This is a genomic window from Streptomyces sp. NPDC049687 (assembly GCF_044465285.1).
Classification (GTDB): Bacteria; Actinomycetota; Actinomycetes; order Streptomycetales; family Streptomycetaceae; genus Streptomyces.
Window position 1 is genome coordinate 192,450 of record NZ_JBITLN010000013.1, and the last position, 17,661, is coordinate 210,110.

Genomic DNA, 17,661 nt, shown 5'->3' on the forward strand with positions numbered 1-17,661 from the left:
AGGCGAACGCCCGTGTCCCACCCGCACCCCGGCCGACCCCGCAATGCCCCCGTCGCGCTGCTCCTGCGCGCCGCCGCCCGCACCGACCCGCACGGGCTGACCCTGCTGGTCGGCGCCGTCGCCGTCGCCGCGTGCGTCCCCGCCGCCCTCGCCCTCACCTCCGGCGCCCTGGTTGCGCGCCTCGCCGACGGCGCCACCGGAACCACCGTCGCCGTCCCCGTGGGTCTGCTCGGACTGCTCTTCTTCCTGCTGCAGTCCCTCACCCCGGTCGCCGTCGCCCTCGCCGAGCACACCGGGCGGCGCCTGGACCGCGCCGTCTCCGACCGGGTGATGGCGGCCCTGCAACGCCCCGCCTCCCTCGCCCGCGTCGAGGAACCCGGCGTACGCGACCTTCTCGCCACCGTCGACGCCCGGCGCGCCGAGGCATCCCTCCTGGACGCTGTCGTCGGCGCCACCGAACTGGCCGTCCTCCGGCTCGGCGCCGTGGCCGGCGCCCTGCTCCTCACGGGCTACCGATGGTGGCTCGCCCTGCTGCTGATCGCGGCGTACGGCACCACCATGGTCGTGGTGTCCCGGACTTACCAGCGCTCTCTGACCGCGTCGGAACGCGCCCCGGAGGGGCTGCGGCGTGCCCGGTACCTCCAGGAGCTGGTGGTACGGCCCACCGCAGCCAAGGACGTACGCCTCTTCGGGCTCGGCGACTGGCTCACCGGCCTGTACCGCGCCGAGCGGGAACGGGCCGCCCACCGGCTGCGCGGCGCCCGCGGCGGCGGCGTCCGCGCCGACCTGCTCACCGGCGCCGCCGCGCTCGCCGCCCAGGGCCTCACCTTCGTCCTGCTCGCCCTCGACGTGCGCGACCACCGCATCAGCCCGGGCCAGTTCACCACGTACGCCGTCGCCGCCACCGGCATCCTCGCCCTGCACCTGCGCGGCCCCGGACTGCTGAGCATCGCCCGCGCCGGCGAGACCCTGCGCGCGGTCACCGCCCTGGAACGGCACCTCGGCACCGGCCGCGACGCCACCGCGACACCAGCGGAGCCCTTGCGGCTGAACCACACCATCACGTGCGAAGGCGTGGGCTTCCGCTACCCGGGCAGCGACCGCTGGGTGCTGCGCGGCCTCGACCTGGTGATCCCGGCGGGATCGTCCACCGCTCTCGTCGGTGCCAATGGCGCCGGCAAGACCACCCTCGTCAAACTCCTCACCGGCCTGTACGAACCGACCGAGGGCCGTATCCTCGTCGACGGCACCGACTTGCGCGAGCTCGGCGTCCGCCGCTGGCAGCCGCGCTGCGCCGCCCTCTTCCAGGACTGGCTGCGCTGGGGACTGCCACTGCGGGACAACGTCCTCCTCGGGGCCGTCGACGCGCCCGCCGACCCGCCCGGCTTCGACCGGGCCGTGGCCGGCGCGGGCTTGGCCGAGGTCGCGGCCGGCTTGCCCGAGGGCTGGGACACCGTCCTCGGCCGCGAGTTCGACGGCACCGATCTGTCCGGCGGCCAGTGGCAACGGGTCGCGCTCGCCCGTGCGCTGTGGGCGCTGCACTGTGGCGCCCAGCTCCTCATCCTGGACGAACCCACCTCGGCCCTCGACGTGCGCGGCGAGGCCGGCCTCTACGACACCCTGCTCACCGCGGCCGCCGACAGCACCGTCCTGATCGTCTCCCACCGCTTCTCCACCGTTCGCCGGGCCGACCGGATCGTCGTCCTCGTCGACGGCACGGTCGCCGAATCGGGCAGCCACTGCGAGCTGATGGCGCGCGGCGGCGCCTACGCCCGCATGTTCACCGTCCAGTCGGACCGCTTCACCAAGGACCGCACCGGAGAGGAAAGCCACCCGTGACCACCGACTCGCAGGTGGGCGCCGCGCGTGCCCTCCGGGCGACGCTGCGCCTGTCCTGGCAGGCCGACCGCCGCAACACCGTCACCACGTTCCTCTTCTTCGGACTGCGCCCCAGCCTCGGCGTCGTCATCGCCTACCTCACCAGCCTCGTCGTCGACGCGGCCCTCGACGGACGCACCACGGCTCTGCTCACCGGCGCCGCGGGCATCGCCGTCACCGCCGCGGTGTCCGCGGGCACCACCTCGTACACCAGCGAGGCGGCGACCCGGATGATCGAACGCACCTCGGCCCTGCTCGACCTGCGGCAGATGGACCTCGTCCGCGGCCTGCCCCGCATCGAGGACCTCGAGGACCCGGAGATCCTGGACCAGCTGGAGGCGCTGCGCGGACAGCGCGTCCAGCTCTCCGAGGGCGCCGACGCCATCGCCCTGACGACCGGCGCCGCCGTCCGCGCCGCCGCCACCGCCACCGTCCTCGCCCTCACCAACGCCTGGCTGTTGCTCACCCCATTGCTCGCCGTCCCCGCGCTGCTCGTCTCCCGGCGCGGTGCCCGCCTGCACGAACAGGCCCTGGAGCGTACCGCGGCCGACAGCCGACTGGCCCGGCACCTCTACGGCACCGCGGTCTCCGTCCCCGCCGCGAAAGAACTGCGACTGTTCGCCCTCGGCCCGCATCTGCGTCGCCGCCACGGTGACCTCGCGCGCCGCGCCGACGACGACGTCGTCGACGTCGTACGGCGCAATCTGCTCGGCACGACCCTGGCCGCGCTCGGCTTCGCCCTCGGCTACACGGCCGCTCTCGCCGTCGTGGTCCGCCAGTTCCAGCACGGCGGCGCCACGCCCGGACAGGTGGTCCTCGTCATCGGCATGGTCACGCTGATCAACGTCCAGGTCCTGGAGGCCGTCGCCTTCCACGCGTTCCTCCAGCAGACCCTCTCCGCGATGCGCCGGCTGCTGCGCCTGGAGGACCGGGCGGCCCGCCTCGCCGCCCGGTACGACCGGGGGGCCGAGGTGCCCGTGGCCGCGCTGCGCGAGGGGATCACCCTGCACGGGGTGGGCTTCCGCTACCCCGGCTCCGACGACTGGGCCCTGCGCGGGGTGGACCTGCATCTGCCGGCCGGAGCGGCTGTCGCGCTGGTGGGGCTCAACGGCGCGGGCAAGAGCACCCTGATCAAGCTGCTGTGCGGCCTGTACCGGCCCACCGAGGGCCGGATCACCGTCGACGGCACCGACCTCGCCGACTGGGACCCACGGCAGTGGCAGCGGCGGCTGTCCGCCTGCTTCCAGGACGCGACCCCATTCGAGTTCACAGCTCGCACCACGATCGGCATCGGCGACCTGCCGCGCCGCGACGACGAGCGCGCCGTGACCGAGGCGATGACCCTCGGCGGCGCCGCCGAGGTGGTGCGGACCCTGCCCGACGGACTAGACACCCCGCTCGGCGCCTCCCTCGACGGCGGGCGGGGACTGTCCGGCGGCCAGTGGCAGCGCATGGCTCTGGCCCGGTCCCGGATGCGGACCGCGCCGCTGCTGCTGGCCCTCGACGAGCCGACCGCGGCCGTCGACCCGCTGGCCGAGGACGATCTGCTGTCCCGGCAGATCGCCGCGGCGCGGGCGGCGGCCCGGGAGGGCGACGGCATCACCGTGTTCGCCTCGCACCGGCTGGCCCTGACCCGGACCGCGGACCTGGTCGTGGTCGTCGACCGGCACGGCATCGCCCAGACCGGCACCCACGATGAGCTCATGCGCGACGAGCACGGACGCTACCGCGAGCTGTACCGGACCCAGGCGCGTGCCTACTCCTGAGCAGGCGCCCCCACCGGTGCGGCCAGGGCGGCCCGCACCAGCTCCAGGACCTCGGCCGACCGCTCGGGCAGCACGAAGTGCCCGGCGGCGAGCCGCCGCACCTGGAAGGCCCCGCGTGTCTCCCGCCGCCAGGCCCGGGCGGCCTCGTCGCCCACGTACCGGTCCTGCGCGCCGTGGACCACGGTCACCGGGGCGTGCAGGGCCGCCCGCGGGCGGTGGACGTACGTCTCCGTCACCGCGAAGTCGGCCCGCAGTACCGGCAGCAGCAGCCCCCGCATCTCCTGGTGGGCCAGCAGCTCCGGCGGGGTGACCCCCAACTCGGCGAGCACATCGACCAGTTGCTCGTCCGGCCCCAGATGCACCGCGCCCTGGGCGGGCCGCGGCAGCGCGGGCCCCGGGCTGGAGGCGACGACGAGGTGCTCCGGCGGCAGCCCGGCCGCGGTCAGCCAGTGGGCCGTCTCGTACGCCACCAGCGCGCCGAGACTGATCCCGAACAGGGCGTACCGGCGGACGCCGCTGTCCAGCACCGCCCGGCCGAGCCCTTCGGCGAGGGCCTCGGCGGAGCGCAGCGGTTCCTCCCGTAACCGCTCCATCCGGCCCGGCGGCTGGACCGGGACCACGCGGATACCGGCGGGCGCGGCGGCCCGCCACGGGCGGTAGAGGGACGCGCTGCCCCCCGCGTAGGGGACGCAGAGCAGCGTCACCTCACCCGGGTCCAGGACCGGATCGGCCCGCAGCGACGGCAGCCAGCGCAGGAACTCCGGGCCCGCCACGGCCCGCCCTCCGGCGCTCACCGGTCACCCGCCGGATCCGCGGGGCCGCCCCCGACGAGGCCGTCCCCGACCGTGTCGAGCAGGCGCCGCACCGGCAGTTCCGGCCGGAGCAGGACCTGCCGCAGCAGGGTCTCGTACGTCCGCAGCAGCGCGGCGACCTGCGGCTCGTCGGCGTCCGCCAGCGTGGTGCAGTACCGCAGGATCAGGTGGGGCTCGTCGGAGACGACGAAGTAGCAGGCGGCCGCCGCCGACCGGCGGCAGGTCGAGGTGCGCGGCCGCGCGTACGGGATGTCGTCCGGGTGACCACCGTCCGGTGGACCCGAGATCGCGCCGCCCACGGCGTAGTTGAACATGTACCGCCACAGCGGCAGCCCGCCGATGATTTCCCGGGAGAGGGCGTTGATCTCGTCCACGTCGTAGCAGCCGTAGCGCAGCGCGTCGGCGCTGGACGCCTGGAGGCGCTGGGCCAGGTCCGCCACCGTGGCGTCCGCCGCAAGGTCGGCGTGCATCGGCACGACCTGGTTCATGGAGGTGACCAGATCGCTCCACCGCGGGTTGAACCGGTTCGAGGTCATCAACCACCACGCGGCGGACAGCTCGCCGAAGCACACCGCCGTGGTCAGAGCGGCCGCGGTGAGCAGCAGCGCCTGGGGGAACAGCCGGAGCCCGCGGGCCCGTTCGGCCAGTGCCGCGGCGAGATGGTCCAGGGGCAGTTCACCGTCGTAGCGCGGCGGCAGCTCCCGCAGACGCTCGCCCGGAGCCAGGGGCGCCGGCGCGAGGAGCCCGCTGCGCAGCACCTCGCCGTGGAAGCGGCGCGCCGCGAGCCGCTGCTCCCGCCAGGCGTCCGAACGCTGTTCCACGGCCAGGGCGAGCGGGCCGCCGACGGTGTCGTACCCGGCGGCCTGCGGGCCGGGCCGCGGCGCGGCGAGCACGGGGGACAGGTCCCGCTCGATGAGGTCCTGCGCCCAGCCGTCGGCCGCGATGTGGTGGACACACAGGGCGATGCCCCGGGGCAGCCCGCCGGTGGTGGCGATCGTCGCCCGCCACCCGAAGTCGTCCTCCAGCGTGAAGGGGCGCTCCCGGGACGCGTCGACGAGCGCCGACGCCGCCTCGTCCGTGCCCTCGATCTCCGCCGACTCGACCACACCGGTGGCGCGTTCCTCGATGCGCTGGGTCGGGGTGGCGTCCACCGGCAGCCGGTACACGGTGCGCAGCGACTCGTGCCGCCGGGGCAGGAGTTCGATGGCGGCGCGGATCTCCTCGAGGGTGACGCCCGGCCTGAGCGGCAGCCAGCGGGCGATGTTCGCCGACGACCACTCATGCCGGGGGATGTGCTCGATGCTGCGCAGGACGGACAACTGGCCGTAGCTGAGGGGGGTCAGGAGGCACCACCTTCGACGTCGGGACCGGTCCCGCGTCAGCCGGTCGGCGAGGACCATGAGGGACGTGCGAGCGCGGCTGTCCGCGGGGGCACCGCGCTCACACGTTCGCGCTGAACATCAGCCGAGACGTGCTCGGATGCGGAGCATGCGGGTCAGGAGTTGACGGCGCTGTTGACTGCGGAGTTCACGGTCATGGGAACACCTCCTCGCGATATACGAGTCCACGGTCGGCGGAGCGGTAACGAAGGACCGCCCGCGCCAGCACTATAGGGGCGAGATCACCCGCGTTCCAGAACGCCTCGGGCAGCGCACAGCGTCCCAAATGCCGCTGGAACGCGGTGAGCTGGGCATCTACGCCACAAGCGGACCGCTGCCCGCACCGGCCGCGCGCGTGGCCTGCGCCACATGTGCCATGGCGTCCGGGGCCAGCCCGCCGACGTGCGCGGCCGGCAGCCAGCCGTCCAACTGCCGGCGGTCCCGCGCGCCCACGATCGCCCCGGTCACCCCCGGCACGGCAAGCGCCCACGCGACCGCCGCGGCCGCCGTCGACACCCCCAGTTCCCGTGCCACGGCGCCGAGCGCCGTCACGACGGGCCGGGCCTGCGCGAGGGAGTCGTCCGAGAACGCCGCGTTCGCACGGCGCCAGTCGTCGGCGGGCAGCGCCCGCACCCGGGCGGCGTCGAAAGCGCCGGACAGCAGCCCCTGACGCATGGGGCTGTGCACCACGACGCCCACGCCCCGCTCCCGGCACCACGGGATCACGTCGGCGGCGGCGTCCCGTACGAGCGCGGACAGCGCCGGCTGCACGGACGCCGGCGCCTCGACCGCCGCGGCCCGCTCCAGCTCGGCCGTCGTGTGGTTCGACAGGCCCACCTCCCGCACCAACCCCGCGTCCCGCAGAGCGAGCAGAGTGCCCCAGTACTCCTCGATCGCGGTCCCGTCCTCGGCAGGCCAGTGCATCTGGTACAGGTCGATCCGCTCGACGCCGAGCCGGCGCAGCGACTGCTCCACCTCGTGGCGGAGCGAGGCGGCAGCCCCCCGCCGGGTCACCTGTGCCCGCTCGTCCCAGCGCAGACCGCACTTGGTGAAGACGTACGGCCGCTCGGACGGGGACAGGCGCCGCAGCGCCGCACCCACCACCTCCTCGGCGTGCCCCAGCCCGTAGACCGGCGCGGTGTCGAGCCAGTTGATCCCCTGCTCGACCGCATACACGATCGTCCGCACGGACTCCTCGTCGTCCTGCGGCCCCCAGGACATCCGGGGCCCCTGCCCACCCATGGCCCAGGTGCCCAGGCCGATGCGGGACAGCCGCATCCCGGTGGGGCCGAGCGGGCGAGCGGGCAGGACGGTGGTGTCGGGCATGGGGGCTCCCTGGAGTGCGGACCGTGTACGGACCCTCGCGCACGCCGCTCGCCGCCGGCACCGACGGGCCCGCGCCGCAAGGCAGTTGATCGTCTCCACGGTGACGATGTTCCGGGGGACTGTCCAGACCCTCGCGCCGGGGAGAGCGTGGTCGGGCTGTGCCCCCGACGGCTGCGGCATGTCGTAGAAGAGCAGACCAGGGGGTAGTTCCTTGTATGTGATCTCTCGGTTTGGTGTCGGTGGTGGTGAGAGTCGGTGGCGACGTTCTGGGGTGGGGTGTTGCGGGGCTGGTCAGGGGGTGTTTGTGGGTGGGTGGGTCGCTGTCATGGGGGTGAGAGGTTGATGGGTGGGATCGCTGTCGTGGGGCTTTATCTCATGGCAGCTCATGCTGTCTCAGGCTCGAGATTTATTACCCCAACCGCCATTTACGCCACCCGTACGCGTTTGGTACGCGAAATGTGCGCTTCACGTTAGGGTTGCGGGACAGGAGGTGCTGCATGTCCGAGCTGTTCGATGCGGTCGACGCGCTCATCGCGTCCCGCTCCCCGTTGCCGCCCCCGGCGGAGCGCAAGCGGCTGCGCCAAGCGCACGGCCTGACGCTGGACGAGGTGGCCGCCGCGCTGCAGGTGCGGCGGGCAACGGTCAGCGGCTGGGAGGCCGGTAAGACCGAGCCGCGGCCGCCGGAGCGCGATGCCTACGCCCGCATGCTCAAGCAGCTCGCCCAGCTCTACCCCCCCAACGCTCCGGTGTCTTCTGAGGACACGGCGGTTCCCGAGACGCCTGCCGTTGCGGCCGCTCCTGCGCCATCGGCAGTTGAACCGGCGCAAGCCCGCACCGCACCCGCAGGCCCGGCTGCGGAGGCTGCGAACACCGCGCTCCGCCCCGCTGCCCCTGCCGCTGTACCGCGTCCGGCGGCCCCGACCAGGCCGGCGTCGCGCCGTCCGGCCGCGAAGAAGGCTGCCCCCGCAAACACCCTGGCAAGCGGCGCCGATCCGCGGTTCGAGAACGGTCCGCTCGCGGTCGTCGACGTTGCAGACGGCCAGGTGCTGGCGTATTGCGTCGGCGGACTGGTCCTGGACGTACCGGCCAAGTCGATCCCGGCCTTGGTGGAGTGGACGCTCCGCGAAGGGCGCCTCGGTCAGCCGAAGTTGTCCGGGCCGGGCAAGGACGCCGACCCGCTGATCGTGCTGACCGAGGCCGCGTGCGAGCACTACGGCCTGCCCATCACGCTCACACAGCAGGAGCGCCTGGCCGGCCGGATCCCGGAGGGCCACAAGGTCATCAAGCAGCTGACGCGAGCCCACTGGCAGCTGACTAACTGATCGTTTCAAAATGACTGCGTGGGTGGCGGAGGCAGATGAGGCTGCAGGCCAGTTCGAGGGGGACCTGGACGCCCGGGTCCTAACGTAGGGCGGCGGCGACCAGGCCTTCGAGGGCCTCGCGCGGTACTTCGCCGCCGTTCACCAGCCGGTCGAAGACGAGTCCGTCGATACAGGTCAGCAGGACGTGACTGCGATTCTCGACGTCCGTCACGCCGTGCGCGGCGAGGAACAGCCGGACAGCATCACGGCCGGCGTTCTCGCGGGGTACGAGGATCTCGCGCAGCTCACGGTCACGCACGCTCTCGACGGCGCAGGCGTAGCGAGCCAGCGAACGGCGGCGGCCCTCGCCGGTGAGTCGCTGTCGGGCGAGCAGCGCCATGCCGTCCACCAGTTCCTCGACGGTGCGCAGAGGCGGAAGCTCTTCGGCCATCGTTTGCAGTTCCGCCTGGTCGAGTTGGACCAGGCGTGTGACCAGTCCGGTGAGCAGCGCGGCCCGGGTGCGGAAGTAGGCCGACGTGGTGCCGGGCGGCATGGCCGCTTTGCGGTCGACTGCACGGTGAGTCAGGCCGCGGACTCCCTCGTCGGCAAGCACGTCGAGAGCCGCGTCCGCGAGGAGGGTGCGCCGATCCGAAGCCATGACTCCTTTCTACACCTGTAGAGCCTCAGATAGAGTCACCCTTCTACAGATGTAGAAAGGTGAGGGCTTCGGTATGGGCAACGCGGCAGTGGTGGTTGGAGGGGGCATCGGCGGGCTGGCGGCCGCGATTGGACTGCGCCGCATCGGATGGGAAGTAACGGTCGTCGAGCGTGCCTCCATGCTTGAGGACGCGGGGGCGGGCATCTCGCTGGCCGCCAACGGCCTGCGGGCACTGGATGAGCTCGGCGTCGGCGACGCGGTACGGGATGCTTCGCGAGGCCAGTACAACGGCGGCACTCGCACACCACAGGGCGGTTGGCTGGCCCGGATGGACGGCTCGGCGCTGGAGAATGCGGTGGGCACACCGATCATGGGCATCCCCCGCTCCACCTTGCACCGACTGCTTCGCGACTGTCTGCCCGCCGAGGCACTGCTGATCGGCTCCGAGGCGGACTCGGTCGAGCAGCCCGGCCCTGGGACGGTTCGGGTCGGCTACGGCAAGACGGTCCTGGAAGCCGATCTGGTGGTCGCGGCCGACGGCATCGGCAGCAAAGTGCGCAGTCATCTCTTCCCAGCCCACCCCGGTCCGGTCTACAGCGGCTCGACGGTGCTGCGCGCCATCACCGAGCAGGCGGTCGACCTGCGCACCGACTTCGAGCTGACCTGGGGGCACGGCGCCGAGTTCGGGCACATCGCCTTCCCCGACGGGCGGGCCGAGTGGCACGCCGTCCTCAGCCTCCCCGCCGGGACGCGGTTCGCCGACCCACTGGACGAACTGCGCGGGCGATTCCATACCTGGCACGACCCGATCCCCGCCCTGCTCGACGCGACCCGGCCCGCCGCCGTGCTGCACCACGACGTCAACGAACTCCGCACACCGCTCCCCTCGTACACGGTCGGCCGGATCGCGCTGCTCGGCGACGCTGCACACGCGATGACCCCCAACCTCGGACAGGGTGCCTGCCAGGCGCTGGAGGACGCAGTCACCCTGGCCGCCGCGCTAGCCACCGAGGCCACTGTGAAGGCCGCGCTCGCTCGCTACGACGCCGAGCGCCGACCGCGCAGCCAGGCCGTCGCGCGGGCCGCGCGGCAGGCCGGGCGGATGGGCCAGCAGCTGTCCCACCCACTGGCCGTCGCCCTGCGGAACACGGCGATGCGGCTGACACCCTCCCGCGCCGCAACGCGCATGATCCTTCGGCACCATGCCTGGGTCCCACCACAACTGAGCTGATCCGATTCGCGTCCCGCCAACTCACCACCAGACACCCTCCGAGACAAAGTCGAGCTGCGGGTCTTGCCGTTGGCGGTCACGGTGGGCAGGGTGTCCGAGTGCGTGCTGATCTTGTTCCGGACGACCTGTGGGAGCGGGTGGCTCCGCTGTTGCCGCGTACTCCCGAGCGCAGTTACCGCTATCCCGGGCGACTGCGTGTTCCCGACCGGGTGGCCCTCGCTGGCGTCTTGTACGTGCTGCGGACTGGCGTCGCATGGCGTGACGTCCCGACGGAGACCGTGGGCTGCTCCGGGGTGACGGCGTGGCGCCGACTGCGGGACTGGACCGAGGCCGGCGTCTGGCCGCGTCTACACGCGGCTCTACTGGCCGAGCTGCGGAGCGCCGATCTGCTGGACCTGGGCGACTGTGCCGTGGACGGGTCGCACGTCCGGGCCCTCAAAGGGGGGACCACGTCGGCCCATCACCCGTCGACCGCGCTCGTGCCGGCTCCAAGCACCATCTGATCGTCGACCGCCACGGGACCCCACTCGCCGTCACACTCACCGGCGGCAACAGCCATGACGTCACCCAGCTCATGCCGCTGCTGGACTCGGTCCCACCGATCCGGGGCCTGCGAGGACGGCCCCGCCGTAAGCCCCGGCACCTTTACGCGGACCGGGGCTACGACTTCGACAAGTACCGCCGCCTGTTGTGGAAGCGGGGCATCAAGCCCATGATCGCCCGACGCGGCGTCGCTCACGGCTCTGGACTGGGCAAGGTCCGCTGGGTGGTCGAGCGCGCGTTCGCCTGGCTGCACCAATTCAAGCGACTCCGCATCCGCTACGAGCGACGCGCCGACCTTCACCAGGGTCTGCTCGAACTGGCCTGCAGCCTCATCTGTCTGCGCCGCCTGCGAGCCTCATTCTGAAACGATCAGTTAGTACTCCAGCATCGTTTCGCTATCTGGCCCTGGTCAGAAGCATCGTCGGGAGTGTAGTGGGCTGATGGCGTGTCAGGGGCGGTCTTGCCGGACCGCCCCTCCAACGAGTGGCATCGTCGCCGGTAGTGGCAGTGTCTGGCGACGGCCTGACGCCTGCGCCGCCACCGTGACCAGCTCATTGCGTGGATGCGAAGCGGCGGGCAGGGTCGGTGCGCGAGGCCAGCTGCCAGCAGCCGGCGGACTTCCGCCACGGTGGGTGATGTGCCGCGTCCAGCCGACGTAACGGCGGACCTCGTACTGCTCCAGGCCGCACTCGTTCTTCGCGGCCTGAAAGCACTCCTCGATCGCCCACCGGCGCCCGGCAACACTCACGAGCCGACCGACGCCGGTGCCCACCGGCGCATAACCGAGGTAGTAGGCGATCTCATCGGGTCTGCTGATACTGCGCCGGGCCAGCGCCCAGCGGTCATGGGTGGGCCGCTCGCCGTCGAAGTCTTCGATCACCGGAAGCTGGACGGCAGCCCAATGATAGACACGCGGACCCTTGGCGCCGTCGCCGCACGAGCGCTTCTCCCATGCCTCGTCCGGCGCCTGCGTGAAGAGGTAGTCGACACGACCAAAGCGCGGTACCTGCTGGGACTTCGGGACGGCCAATACGTAGCCGACGGCGGTTTCTTCCAGCATCCGGCGAAAGCGGCATTCCTGGCCGTAGGCGGCATCCGCGGTCACCCAGCCGATCGGCAGCGGCGAGGCGAGTGCGCGCAGCACCATGGCCCTGGCCAGTTCTGGCTTGGTGGCAAAGGTCCTCTCATCGGGAATCTTGGCGGCGCGACAGCGTTCGCGGTCGTCCGTCCAGGACTTGGGCAGATACAGCTCGCGGTCCACCAGGGCGCGTCCGCGGGTGGTGACGTAGGCGGCGAAGACACCGATCTGGCAGTTCTCGGTGCGGCCGGCGGTGCCGGAGTACTGGCGCTGCCCGCCCGCGGAGGTGGCGCCTTTCTTGACGAAGCCGGTGTCGTCGAGGATGAGGACCCCGTCGGCTTCGCCGAGCTTGTCGGCGACGTATGTCTGCAGGTCGTCACGGATGTCGTCGGCGTTCCAGATGGCTGCGTTCAGGAGCCGTTGCAGGCCGTCGGGGGTGCGGTGGCCTGCGTGTTCGGCCAGTTGCCAGCCGTTTTCGCGGCCGACTGGTGCGAGCAGGGCGCGGACGTAGTCGCGCATGCGGCGTCGCAGGTCGGCGCGGCCGAAACGGTGGCCGATACGCAGGAAGAGGTCCTCGAGTTCACGGTCCCAGGTCGCGTCGGCAAGGTCGTCGATCACGCGAGGAGGCTGCCCCCATCACAGCTCGGACAGTTCTCGATGCCACTCGTTGGAGGGGCGGACCGGCAAGACCGCCCCTGACACGCCATCCGCCCACTACACTTCCGACGATGCCTCTGACCAGGCCAGATAGCGAAACGCTGCTGGAGTATTAGTACTGCAACGGTGCTTGCCGTGACTGCTGGCCAGCTCGTTCGTTGGTGTGGTTGTGGGTGGGGGCCTTGCTGAAGTCAGGTTGTGGGCCGGAGAGCTGGACGTACTGCATGAGCGGTTCGTGCACCGGTTCAACCGGGAGGAGCCACGTCAGTCGGCGCTGGCTTATATGCGGGGGCTGGTTGCGCCGCTGGAGCGGAAGAACGGCTGGACGCTGGCGGAGGAGGCCGGGCACACGGGCCCCGATCGCATCCACCGGCTGCTGAACCGGATCGAGTGGGACGCCGACGAGGTCCTGGACGACGTACGCGACTACGTCGTGGAACACCTCGGAGACCGGGACGCCGTCCTGATCGTCGATGACACCGGGTTTCTGAAAAAGGGCATCCGATCGGCCGGCGTGCAAAGGCAGTACTCCGGAACCGCCGGCCGCACCGAGAACTGCCAGATCGGTGTGTTCCTCGCCTACGCCACCGGCCGCGGACGCACACTGATCGACCGGCGGCTGTATCTGCCCACCTCCTGGACGGACGACCGGGACCGCTGCCGCCGGGCGGGCATCGACGACAGCGCCGCCTTCGCCACGAAGGTGGCCATGGCCAAGGCGATGGTCCGCCGCGCCATCGCCGACAAGGTTCCGTTCGGCTGGGTGACGGCGGACGCCGCTTACGGCTACAGCAAGGGCTGGCGGTTCGAGCTGGAGCAAGCGGACGTCTTCCACGTCATGGCCACCACCCGGCATGACACTGTCGTTACCCGCTGGTTCATCGACCACCCCGTCCACGACCTGTTTCCCGGCCTGCCGCGGCAGAAATGGAAACGCCGTTCCTGCGGTGAAGGAGCCCATGGCCGACGGATCTTCGACTGGGCCCGCGTCGAGGTGCGGCCCTGGCACCGCGAGGAGCGGCTGGATGAGATCCCCGGGATCGGCCCGACCGCGGCTGCCGTCATCATCGCGGAGATCGGGCTGGGCATGAGCCGGTTCCCCACCGCCGGCCATCTGGCCTCGTGGGCCAGATTCGCTCCGGGCGTGAAGGAATCGGCCGGCAAGAACAAGGGTCGGGGCGCCACCGGCCACGGCAACCGCTACCTCGCCCGCGTGCTCGGCGAGGCCGCCGTGGGAGCCGCCCGAACCGACACCTTCCTCGGCGAGCGCTAGCGCAGGATCGCCCACCATCGCGGCAAGAAGAAGGCCATCGTCGGGGTTGGGCGTTTCATCCTGGTGGTCGTCTGGCACCTGCTCGACGACCCCAATGCCCGCTTTGAGGACCTTGGCTCAGACTTCTACACCCGCCGCATCGATCCCGAACGGCGCAAACGCAGCCACGTCCATCAACTCGAAGCGCTCGGTTACAAGGTCAGCCTCGAACCCGCCGCAGCCTGATCCCACACGACGACACCCGACCTCGCTACCGCTCGGCCGGGCGCTGCCGCCTGCCCACTGACTCATCGATTCTCGGATTAGCAGCTCCCCTCAAGATGCGTGAAGCTGATCTGATTGGCCTATTGTCACGCAGATTCGAGCAGTAGGCTCACATGGTGTGATTCTTCCTAAGCCTCAGCGCCTCGACCGTCACGAGCATGACGATGCCTTCCGCCTGACCGGCACCACATCGATCCGGTCCGACGCCGCTTCGGCCCCCGCAGCCGACGCTCTCCGCCGTGCGTTGCGACCCGCGACCGGGTTTGCCCTGCCGGATGCCGATGGCGGGCAGGCCGCGATCACTCTGTCCGTCGCCCCGAGGGCCCTCGACGCCGAGGCGTACGAACTGACCGTCACGTCCGACCACATCACCATCACGGGCGGCGACCCGGCAGGTGTGTTTTACGGCGTCCAGTCGCTGCGGCAGCTCCTTCCGGCCGAGGTCTTCTCGGCGACGGCCGTCGAACGCGACTGGACGGTGCCGGCCGTCAGCGTCACCGACGGGCCCCAGCTCGGCTGGCGCGGCATGATGCTCGATGTCGCGCGGCACTTCATGCCAAAGGAGTTCATTCTCCGGCTGATCGACCTCCTTGCCCTCCACAAGCTCAACGTCCTCCACCTTCACCTCACGGAGGATCAGGGCTGGCGGCTCGCGATCGAGAAGTACCCACGCCTCACCGAAGTCGGCGCTTGGCGACACGAGACGCTCATCGGCCATGCCGACCGGCCGGAGGGTGAGTACACCTTCGACGGCACGCCGCACGGCGGTTTCTACACCCAGGACGACATCCGCGAGATCGTGGCGTACGCAGCGGAACGTTTCATCACTGTCATCCCCGAGATCGACATGCCTGGCCACATGCTCGCCGCCATCTCGGCCTATCCCGAACTGGGCAACGGCCTGAGACCCCCCCAGGTCTGGACCATATGGGGGATCAGTGAGCAGGTGCTGAACGTCGACGACCTTGCGCTCGACTTCTGCCGCGACGTTCTCACCGAGGTGATGAGCCTGTTCCCGAGTCGGCTCATCCACTGCGGCGGCGATGAATGTCCCAAGGAGGAGTGGAGGGCCAGCCCAGCCGCACAGGCACGGATGCGATCGCTCGGCCTCACCGACGAGGACGCCCTGCAGGCGTGGTTCACCGGCCAGATGGCGACGTTCCTCTCGGACAACGGCCGACGCTTCATCGGTTGGGACGAGGTACTCGAAGGCGGCGGGCCAGCCAACCTCCCCAAGGACATCGTGGTCATGTCATGGCGCGGCGAGGAGGCCGGCGTCGAGGCGGCACGCGGTGGACTCGACGTGGTGATGGCGCCGTGCGCGTACCTCTACTTCGACCGCTACCAGAGTGAGGACCACGACAGGGAGCCGCTCGCGATCAGTGGCTTCGTCCCGCTGTCCAAGGTGTACGACTACCGCCCCGTGCCCGCAGCGCTCGCCGACGAGCCCGAAGCGGCGCGGCATGTCCTGGGCGCGCAGTGCCAGCTGTGGACGGAGTACGTTCCGACGCCCAAGCACGCGGAGTACATGCTGTTCCCGCGTCTGTGCGCGTTCGCCGAGGCGGTGTGGCGGAACGACAGCAACGGCGTCGACGACTTCGCGGACTTCGTCACCGACCGCCTGCGTCCGCACCTGGAGCGTCTCAATGCCCTCGGCGTCAGCCATCGCGCCCTCGACTGAGAGCGTGACACCTCCACCGATCCCCGGCCGCTTCAACCGCGTTCCGGCACGAGATCCGGCGGTAGATCTGACCCTGTCGGCAAATGCGACAAGGAGCCTACCCGCTAGGGAGTTGATGGGAGGCTGGCGCTTTCCGGGATGGGTGTGGCTTCCCTCTAGGGAAGCCCTGAGTTGGGAGAACACTGGTTGACGGTGTAGGCAGATGGGCGTCCTTCTACTGTGGCGGGTGAAGTAGGGGGCGTCGATGGTGTCGTTGATCGAGGAGTTGGAGGCGCGGGAGGCTGCGGCCCGCGCCCGGGTGGAGGAACTCGAGGCGGATCGCCGAACCGGTGGCGGCGGAAGCCCGGGTCGAGCCCGAAGTGCGGGTGGTGGGGTCGATCATGGTGCCGCACTGGCGGGAAGGTCTCACGACGGACGTGCTGCCGGATGTGCATCGGGACATCGTCGAGGTCGTTGCGGATGCGCTGGGGCCGATGCAGGCCAAACAGATCGTGCCCCGGATCGGGCTGCCCGCGGTGACCGCGAAGATCGAAGGGACGCGGGGGAAACTCAAACGGCTGGTGGAACGGGGCTGGCTGATCGAGAGCCAGCTCGGACGGTTCGCACCGGCTCACCCCGCGCCGGACGGGGAATCGGCGAACTCCCGGGAACGATAGAGGCTCTTCTCTCTAACTTCGGAGGTACCACACCAAACCGAAGCCGCAGAAAGTAGAGCCGGTGAAACCCTACGACGCCTTCGATGCCATCGATCCGTTCGCCGCCGCGACAAGGGCCTTCGACCGCCTGAAAGGCGCGTTGGCCGGCTCGGTGCACGGTCCGGCACCGCCGGCGCCGCCAGCAGCCTAAGCAGCCGGGTACGGCCTGCGGCCAGCCGCAGGCGGCGGCACAGCCGGGCGGCCCGACGGCCGCCAAGCTCGACCGCGATCAACCGCAGCCAGCTCGTCAGCCCGATGCTGGATCGGCGGTGCCGTTCGGACAGGCCCTGCACCCGCTCGACGAACGTCTTGCGGGAACAGTTCTTCCGATCACAGAAGTACCGGCGGACCTGCAGCCGGACTATGACCCGGCGAGGCCCCAACGGCCTTTCGTCCAATGCCCGTTGATACGTGCTATGTGTGCGCCTCGCCTATTTCCGGCAGTCTGGGCACCGGCCCGGGCGAGCGGTGGACACGGCCTCCACCACGAGGACGCCTGAAGAGTCGCTGACGCGCTCCACTCGCACATCGATCCCGGGAAACAGCACAGCCTCGACCGTCTTGCTTGCCATGCCGGGACATACTCTGCCGAAACGATCCCCCGCTCACCTCCCTGACCTGGGGATTCACGGACTGCGGACAGAGCCACTTTCAAATATCGCCATCATGCTCGCCGATTTCGGCCACGGCCTGGCTTACGAACGCCTCCTGCAGGGCACCGAGCCGTCGTGGCTCGTCATGATCGACCGCGGTGCGACCACCGTGTGGGAGCACTGGGGCGGAGTCCCTGCCGACGGCAAGGCCACCGCGTCCCTGAACCACTACTCCAAGGGCGCGGTCATCTCCTTCCTGCACCGCTACGTGGCCGGTCTCCAGCTGGTCGAGCCCGGCTATCGGCGCTTCCTCGTACAATCCCGCCCCGGCGGCGGGCTCACCTGGGCGGAGGCCGCCCACGAGTCCCCGTACGGCCGGATCGAGGCGGCCTGGCGGCCTGACGGCGGCCGCCTGCACCTGCGGCTGGTCGTACCGCCGGGCACTGAAGCCACCGTCATCCTGCCCAGTGGCCGCAGGATGACCGCGGGTCCTGGCACCCACGTCTACGTCGACTGAGCCTCTGCC

General features: G+C 70.9%; 14 protein-coding genes and 3 pseudogenes. 12 read left to right on the forward strand and 5 right to left on the reverse strand.

Features of this window, described 5'->3' with window-relative positions; translation table 11 throughout:
• Positions 1-12: 12 nt before the first annotated feature.
• Both ACIBVL_RS33575 and ACIBVL_RS33580 read left to right on the forward strand, forming a co-directional pair.
• A complete protein-coding gene (locus tag ACIBVL_RS33575) occupies positions 13-1,839 on the forward strand; it encodes an ABC transporter ATP-binding protein (protein WP_399103198.1) in 1,827 nt (608 codons plus the stop codon).
• Complete coding sequence (locus tag ACIBVL_RS33580) at positions 1,836-3,644, forward strand: ABC transporter ATP-binding protein (protein ID WP_399103200.1); 1,809 nt, start codon at positions 1,836-1,838, stop codon at positions 3,642-3,644. The genes ACIBVL_RS33575 and ACIBVL_RS33580 overlap by 4 nt, the downstream gene beginning before the upstream one ends.
• Here ACIBVL_RS33580 and ACIBVL_RS33585 read toward each other — a convergent pair.
• The 3 genes from ACIBVL_RS33585 to ACIBVL_RS33595 form a co-directional block, all read right to left on the reverse strand.
• Entirely contained in the window at positions 3,635-4,438 is an 804-nt protein-coding gene (locus ACIBVL_RS33585; RefSeq protein ID WP_399103202.1) for a thioesterase II family protein, read from the reverse strand. The genes ACIBVL_RS33580 and ACIBVL_RS33585 overlap by 10 nt on opposite strands.
• Positions 4,435-5,856, reverse strand: a complete 1,422-nt coding sequence (locus tag ACIBVL_RS33590) for a condensation domain-containing protein (protein WP_399103204.1) — start codon at positions 5,854-5,856, stop codon at positions 4,435-4,437. Before ACIBVL_RS33590 ends, ACIBVL_RS33585 begins: the two co-directional genes overlap by 4 nt.
• A gap of 294 nt (positions 5,857-6,150) precedes the next feature.
• A complete protein-coding gene (locus tag ACIBVL_RS33595) occupies positions 6,151-7,161 on the reverse strand; it encodes an aldo/keto reductase (protein ID WP_399103207.1) in 1,011 nt (336 codons plus the stop codon).
• A 497-nt stretch (positions 7,162-7,658) separates the two neighbouring features.
• On the opposite strand from ACIBVL_RS33595, the pseudogene ACIBVL_RS33600 reads away from it, so the two are divergent.
• Positions 7,659-8,477 (forward strand): annotated as a pseudogene (locus ACIBVL_RS33600) (helix-turn-helix domain-containing protein); the annotation flags it as partial.
• Between the two features lie 85 nt (positions 8,478-8,562).
• Here ACIBVL_RS33600 and ACIBVL_RS33605 read toward each other — a convergent pair.
• Positions 8,563-9,120, reverse strand: a complete 558-nt coding sequence (locus tag ACIBVL_RS33605) for a TetR/AcrR family transcriptional regulator (RefSeq protein WP_399103209.1) — start codon at positions 9,118-9,120, stop codon at positions 8,563-8,565.
• A gap of 73 nt (positions 9,121-9,193) precedes the next feature.
• Here ACIBVL_RS33605 and ACIBVL_RS33610 point away from each other — a divergent pair, with 73 nt between their 5' ends.
• Positions 9,194-10,351, forward strand: a complete 1,158-nt coding sequence (locus tag ACIBVL_RS33610) for an FAD-dependent monooxygenase (protein WP_399103211.1) — start codon at positions 9,194-9,196, stop codon at positions 10,349-10,351.
• A 98-nt stretch (positions 10,352-10,449) separates the two neighbouring features.
• A protein-coding gene (locus ACIBVL_RS33615) for an IS5 family transposase (RefSeq protein WP_399103214.1) occupies positions 10,450-11,258 on the forward strand; the annotation gives its coding sequence in 2 pieces (ribosomal slippage) (positions 10,450-10,789 and positions 10,789-11,258; 810 coding nt in all).
• A 5-nt stretch (positions 11,259-11,263) separates the two neighbouring features.
• Here the strand turns inward: ACIBVL_RS33615 and ACIBVL_RS33620 are convergent.
• Positions 11,264-12,590: pseudogene (locus ACIBVL_RS33620) on the reverse strand (IS701 family transposase).
• 208 nt (positions 12,591-12,798) lie between these two features.
• Between ACIBVL_RS33620 and ACIBVL_RS33625 the strand changes: the two are divergent.
• From ACIBVL_RS33625 to ACIBVL_RS33655, 7 genes and pseudogenes are all read left to right on the forward strand, one after another.
• Positions 12,799-13,650 (forward strand): annotated as a pseudogene (locus ACIBVL_RS33625) (IS701 family transposase); the annotation flags it as partial.
• Positions 13,624-13,902 carry a transposase gene (locus ACIBVL_RS33630; protein WP_399103342.1) on the forward strand — a complete coding sequence of 93 codons (279 nt, stop codon included), beginning with the start codon at positions 13,624-13,626 and terminating at the stop codon, positions 13,900-13,902. The pseudogene ACIBVL_RS33625 and the gene ACIBVL_RS33630, both read left to right, overlap by 27 nt.
• 63 nt (positions 13,903-13,965) lie before the next feature.
• Positions 13,966-14,127, forward strand: a complete 162-nt coding sequence (locus ACIBVL_RS33635) for a hypothetical protein (protein ID WP_399103215.1) — start codon at positions 13,966-13,968, stop codon at positions 14,125-14,127.
• Between the two features lie 157 nt (positions 14,128-14,284).
• Positions 14,285-15,847: a beta-N-acetylhexosaminidase gene (locus ACIBVL_RS33640; RefSeq protein ID WP_399103217.1), complete on the forward strand. Its 1,563-nt coding sequence runs from the start codon at positions 14,285-14,287 to the stop codon at positions 15,845-15,847.
• A gap of 329 nt (positions 15,848-16,176) precedes the next feature.
• Positions 16,177-16,503, forward strand: coding sequence for a hypothetical protein (locus tag ACIBVL_RS33645; protein ID WP_399103219.1), 327 nt, complete (start codon positions 16,177-16,179; stop codon positions 16,501-16,503).
• A 61-nt stretch (positions 16,504-16,564) separates the two neighbouring features.
• On the forward strand, positions 16,565-16,693 hold the full coding sequence (locus ACIBVL_RS33650) for a hypothetical protein (RefSeq protein WP_399103221.1): 129 nt from the start codon (positions 16,565-16,567) through the stop codon (positions 16,691-16,693).
• 515 nt (positions 16,694-17,208) lie between these two features.
• Entirely contained in the window at positions 17,209-17,652 is a 444-nt protein-coding gene (locus ACIBVL_RS33655) for an alpha-L-rhamnosidase C-terminal domain-containing protein (RefSeq protein ID WP_399103223.1), read from the forward strand.
• The last annotated feature ends 9 nt before the right edge of the window (positions 17,653-17,661 follow it).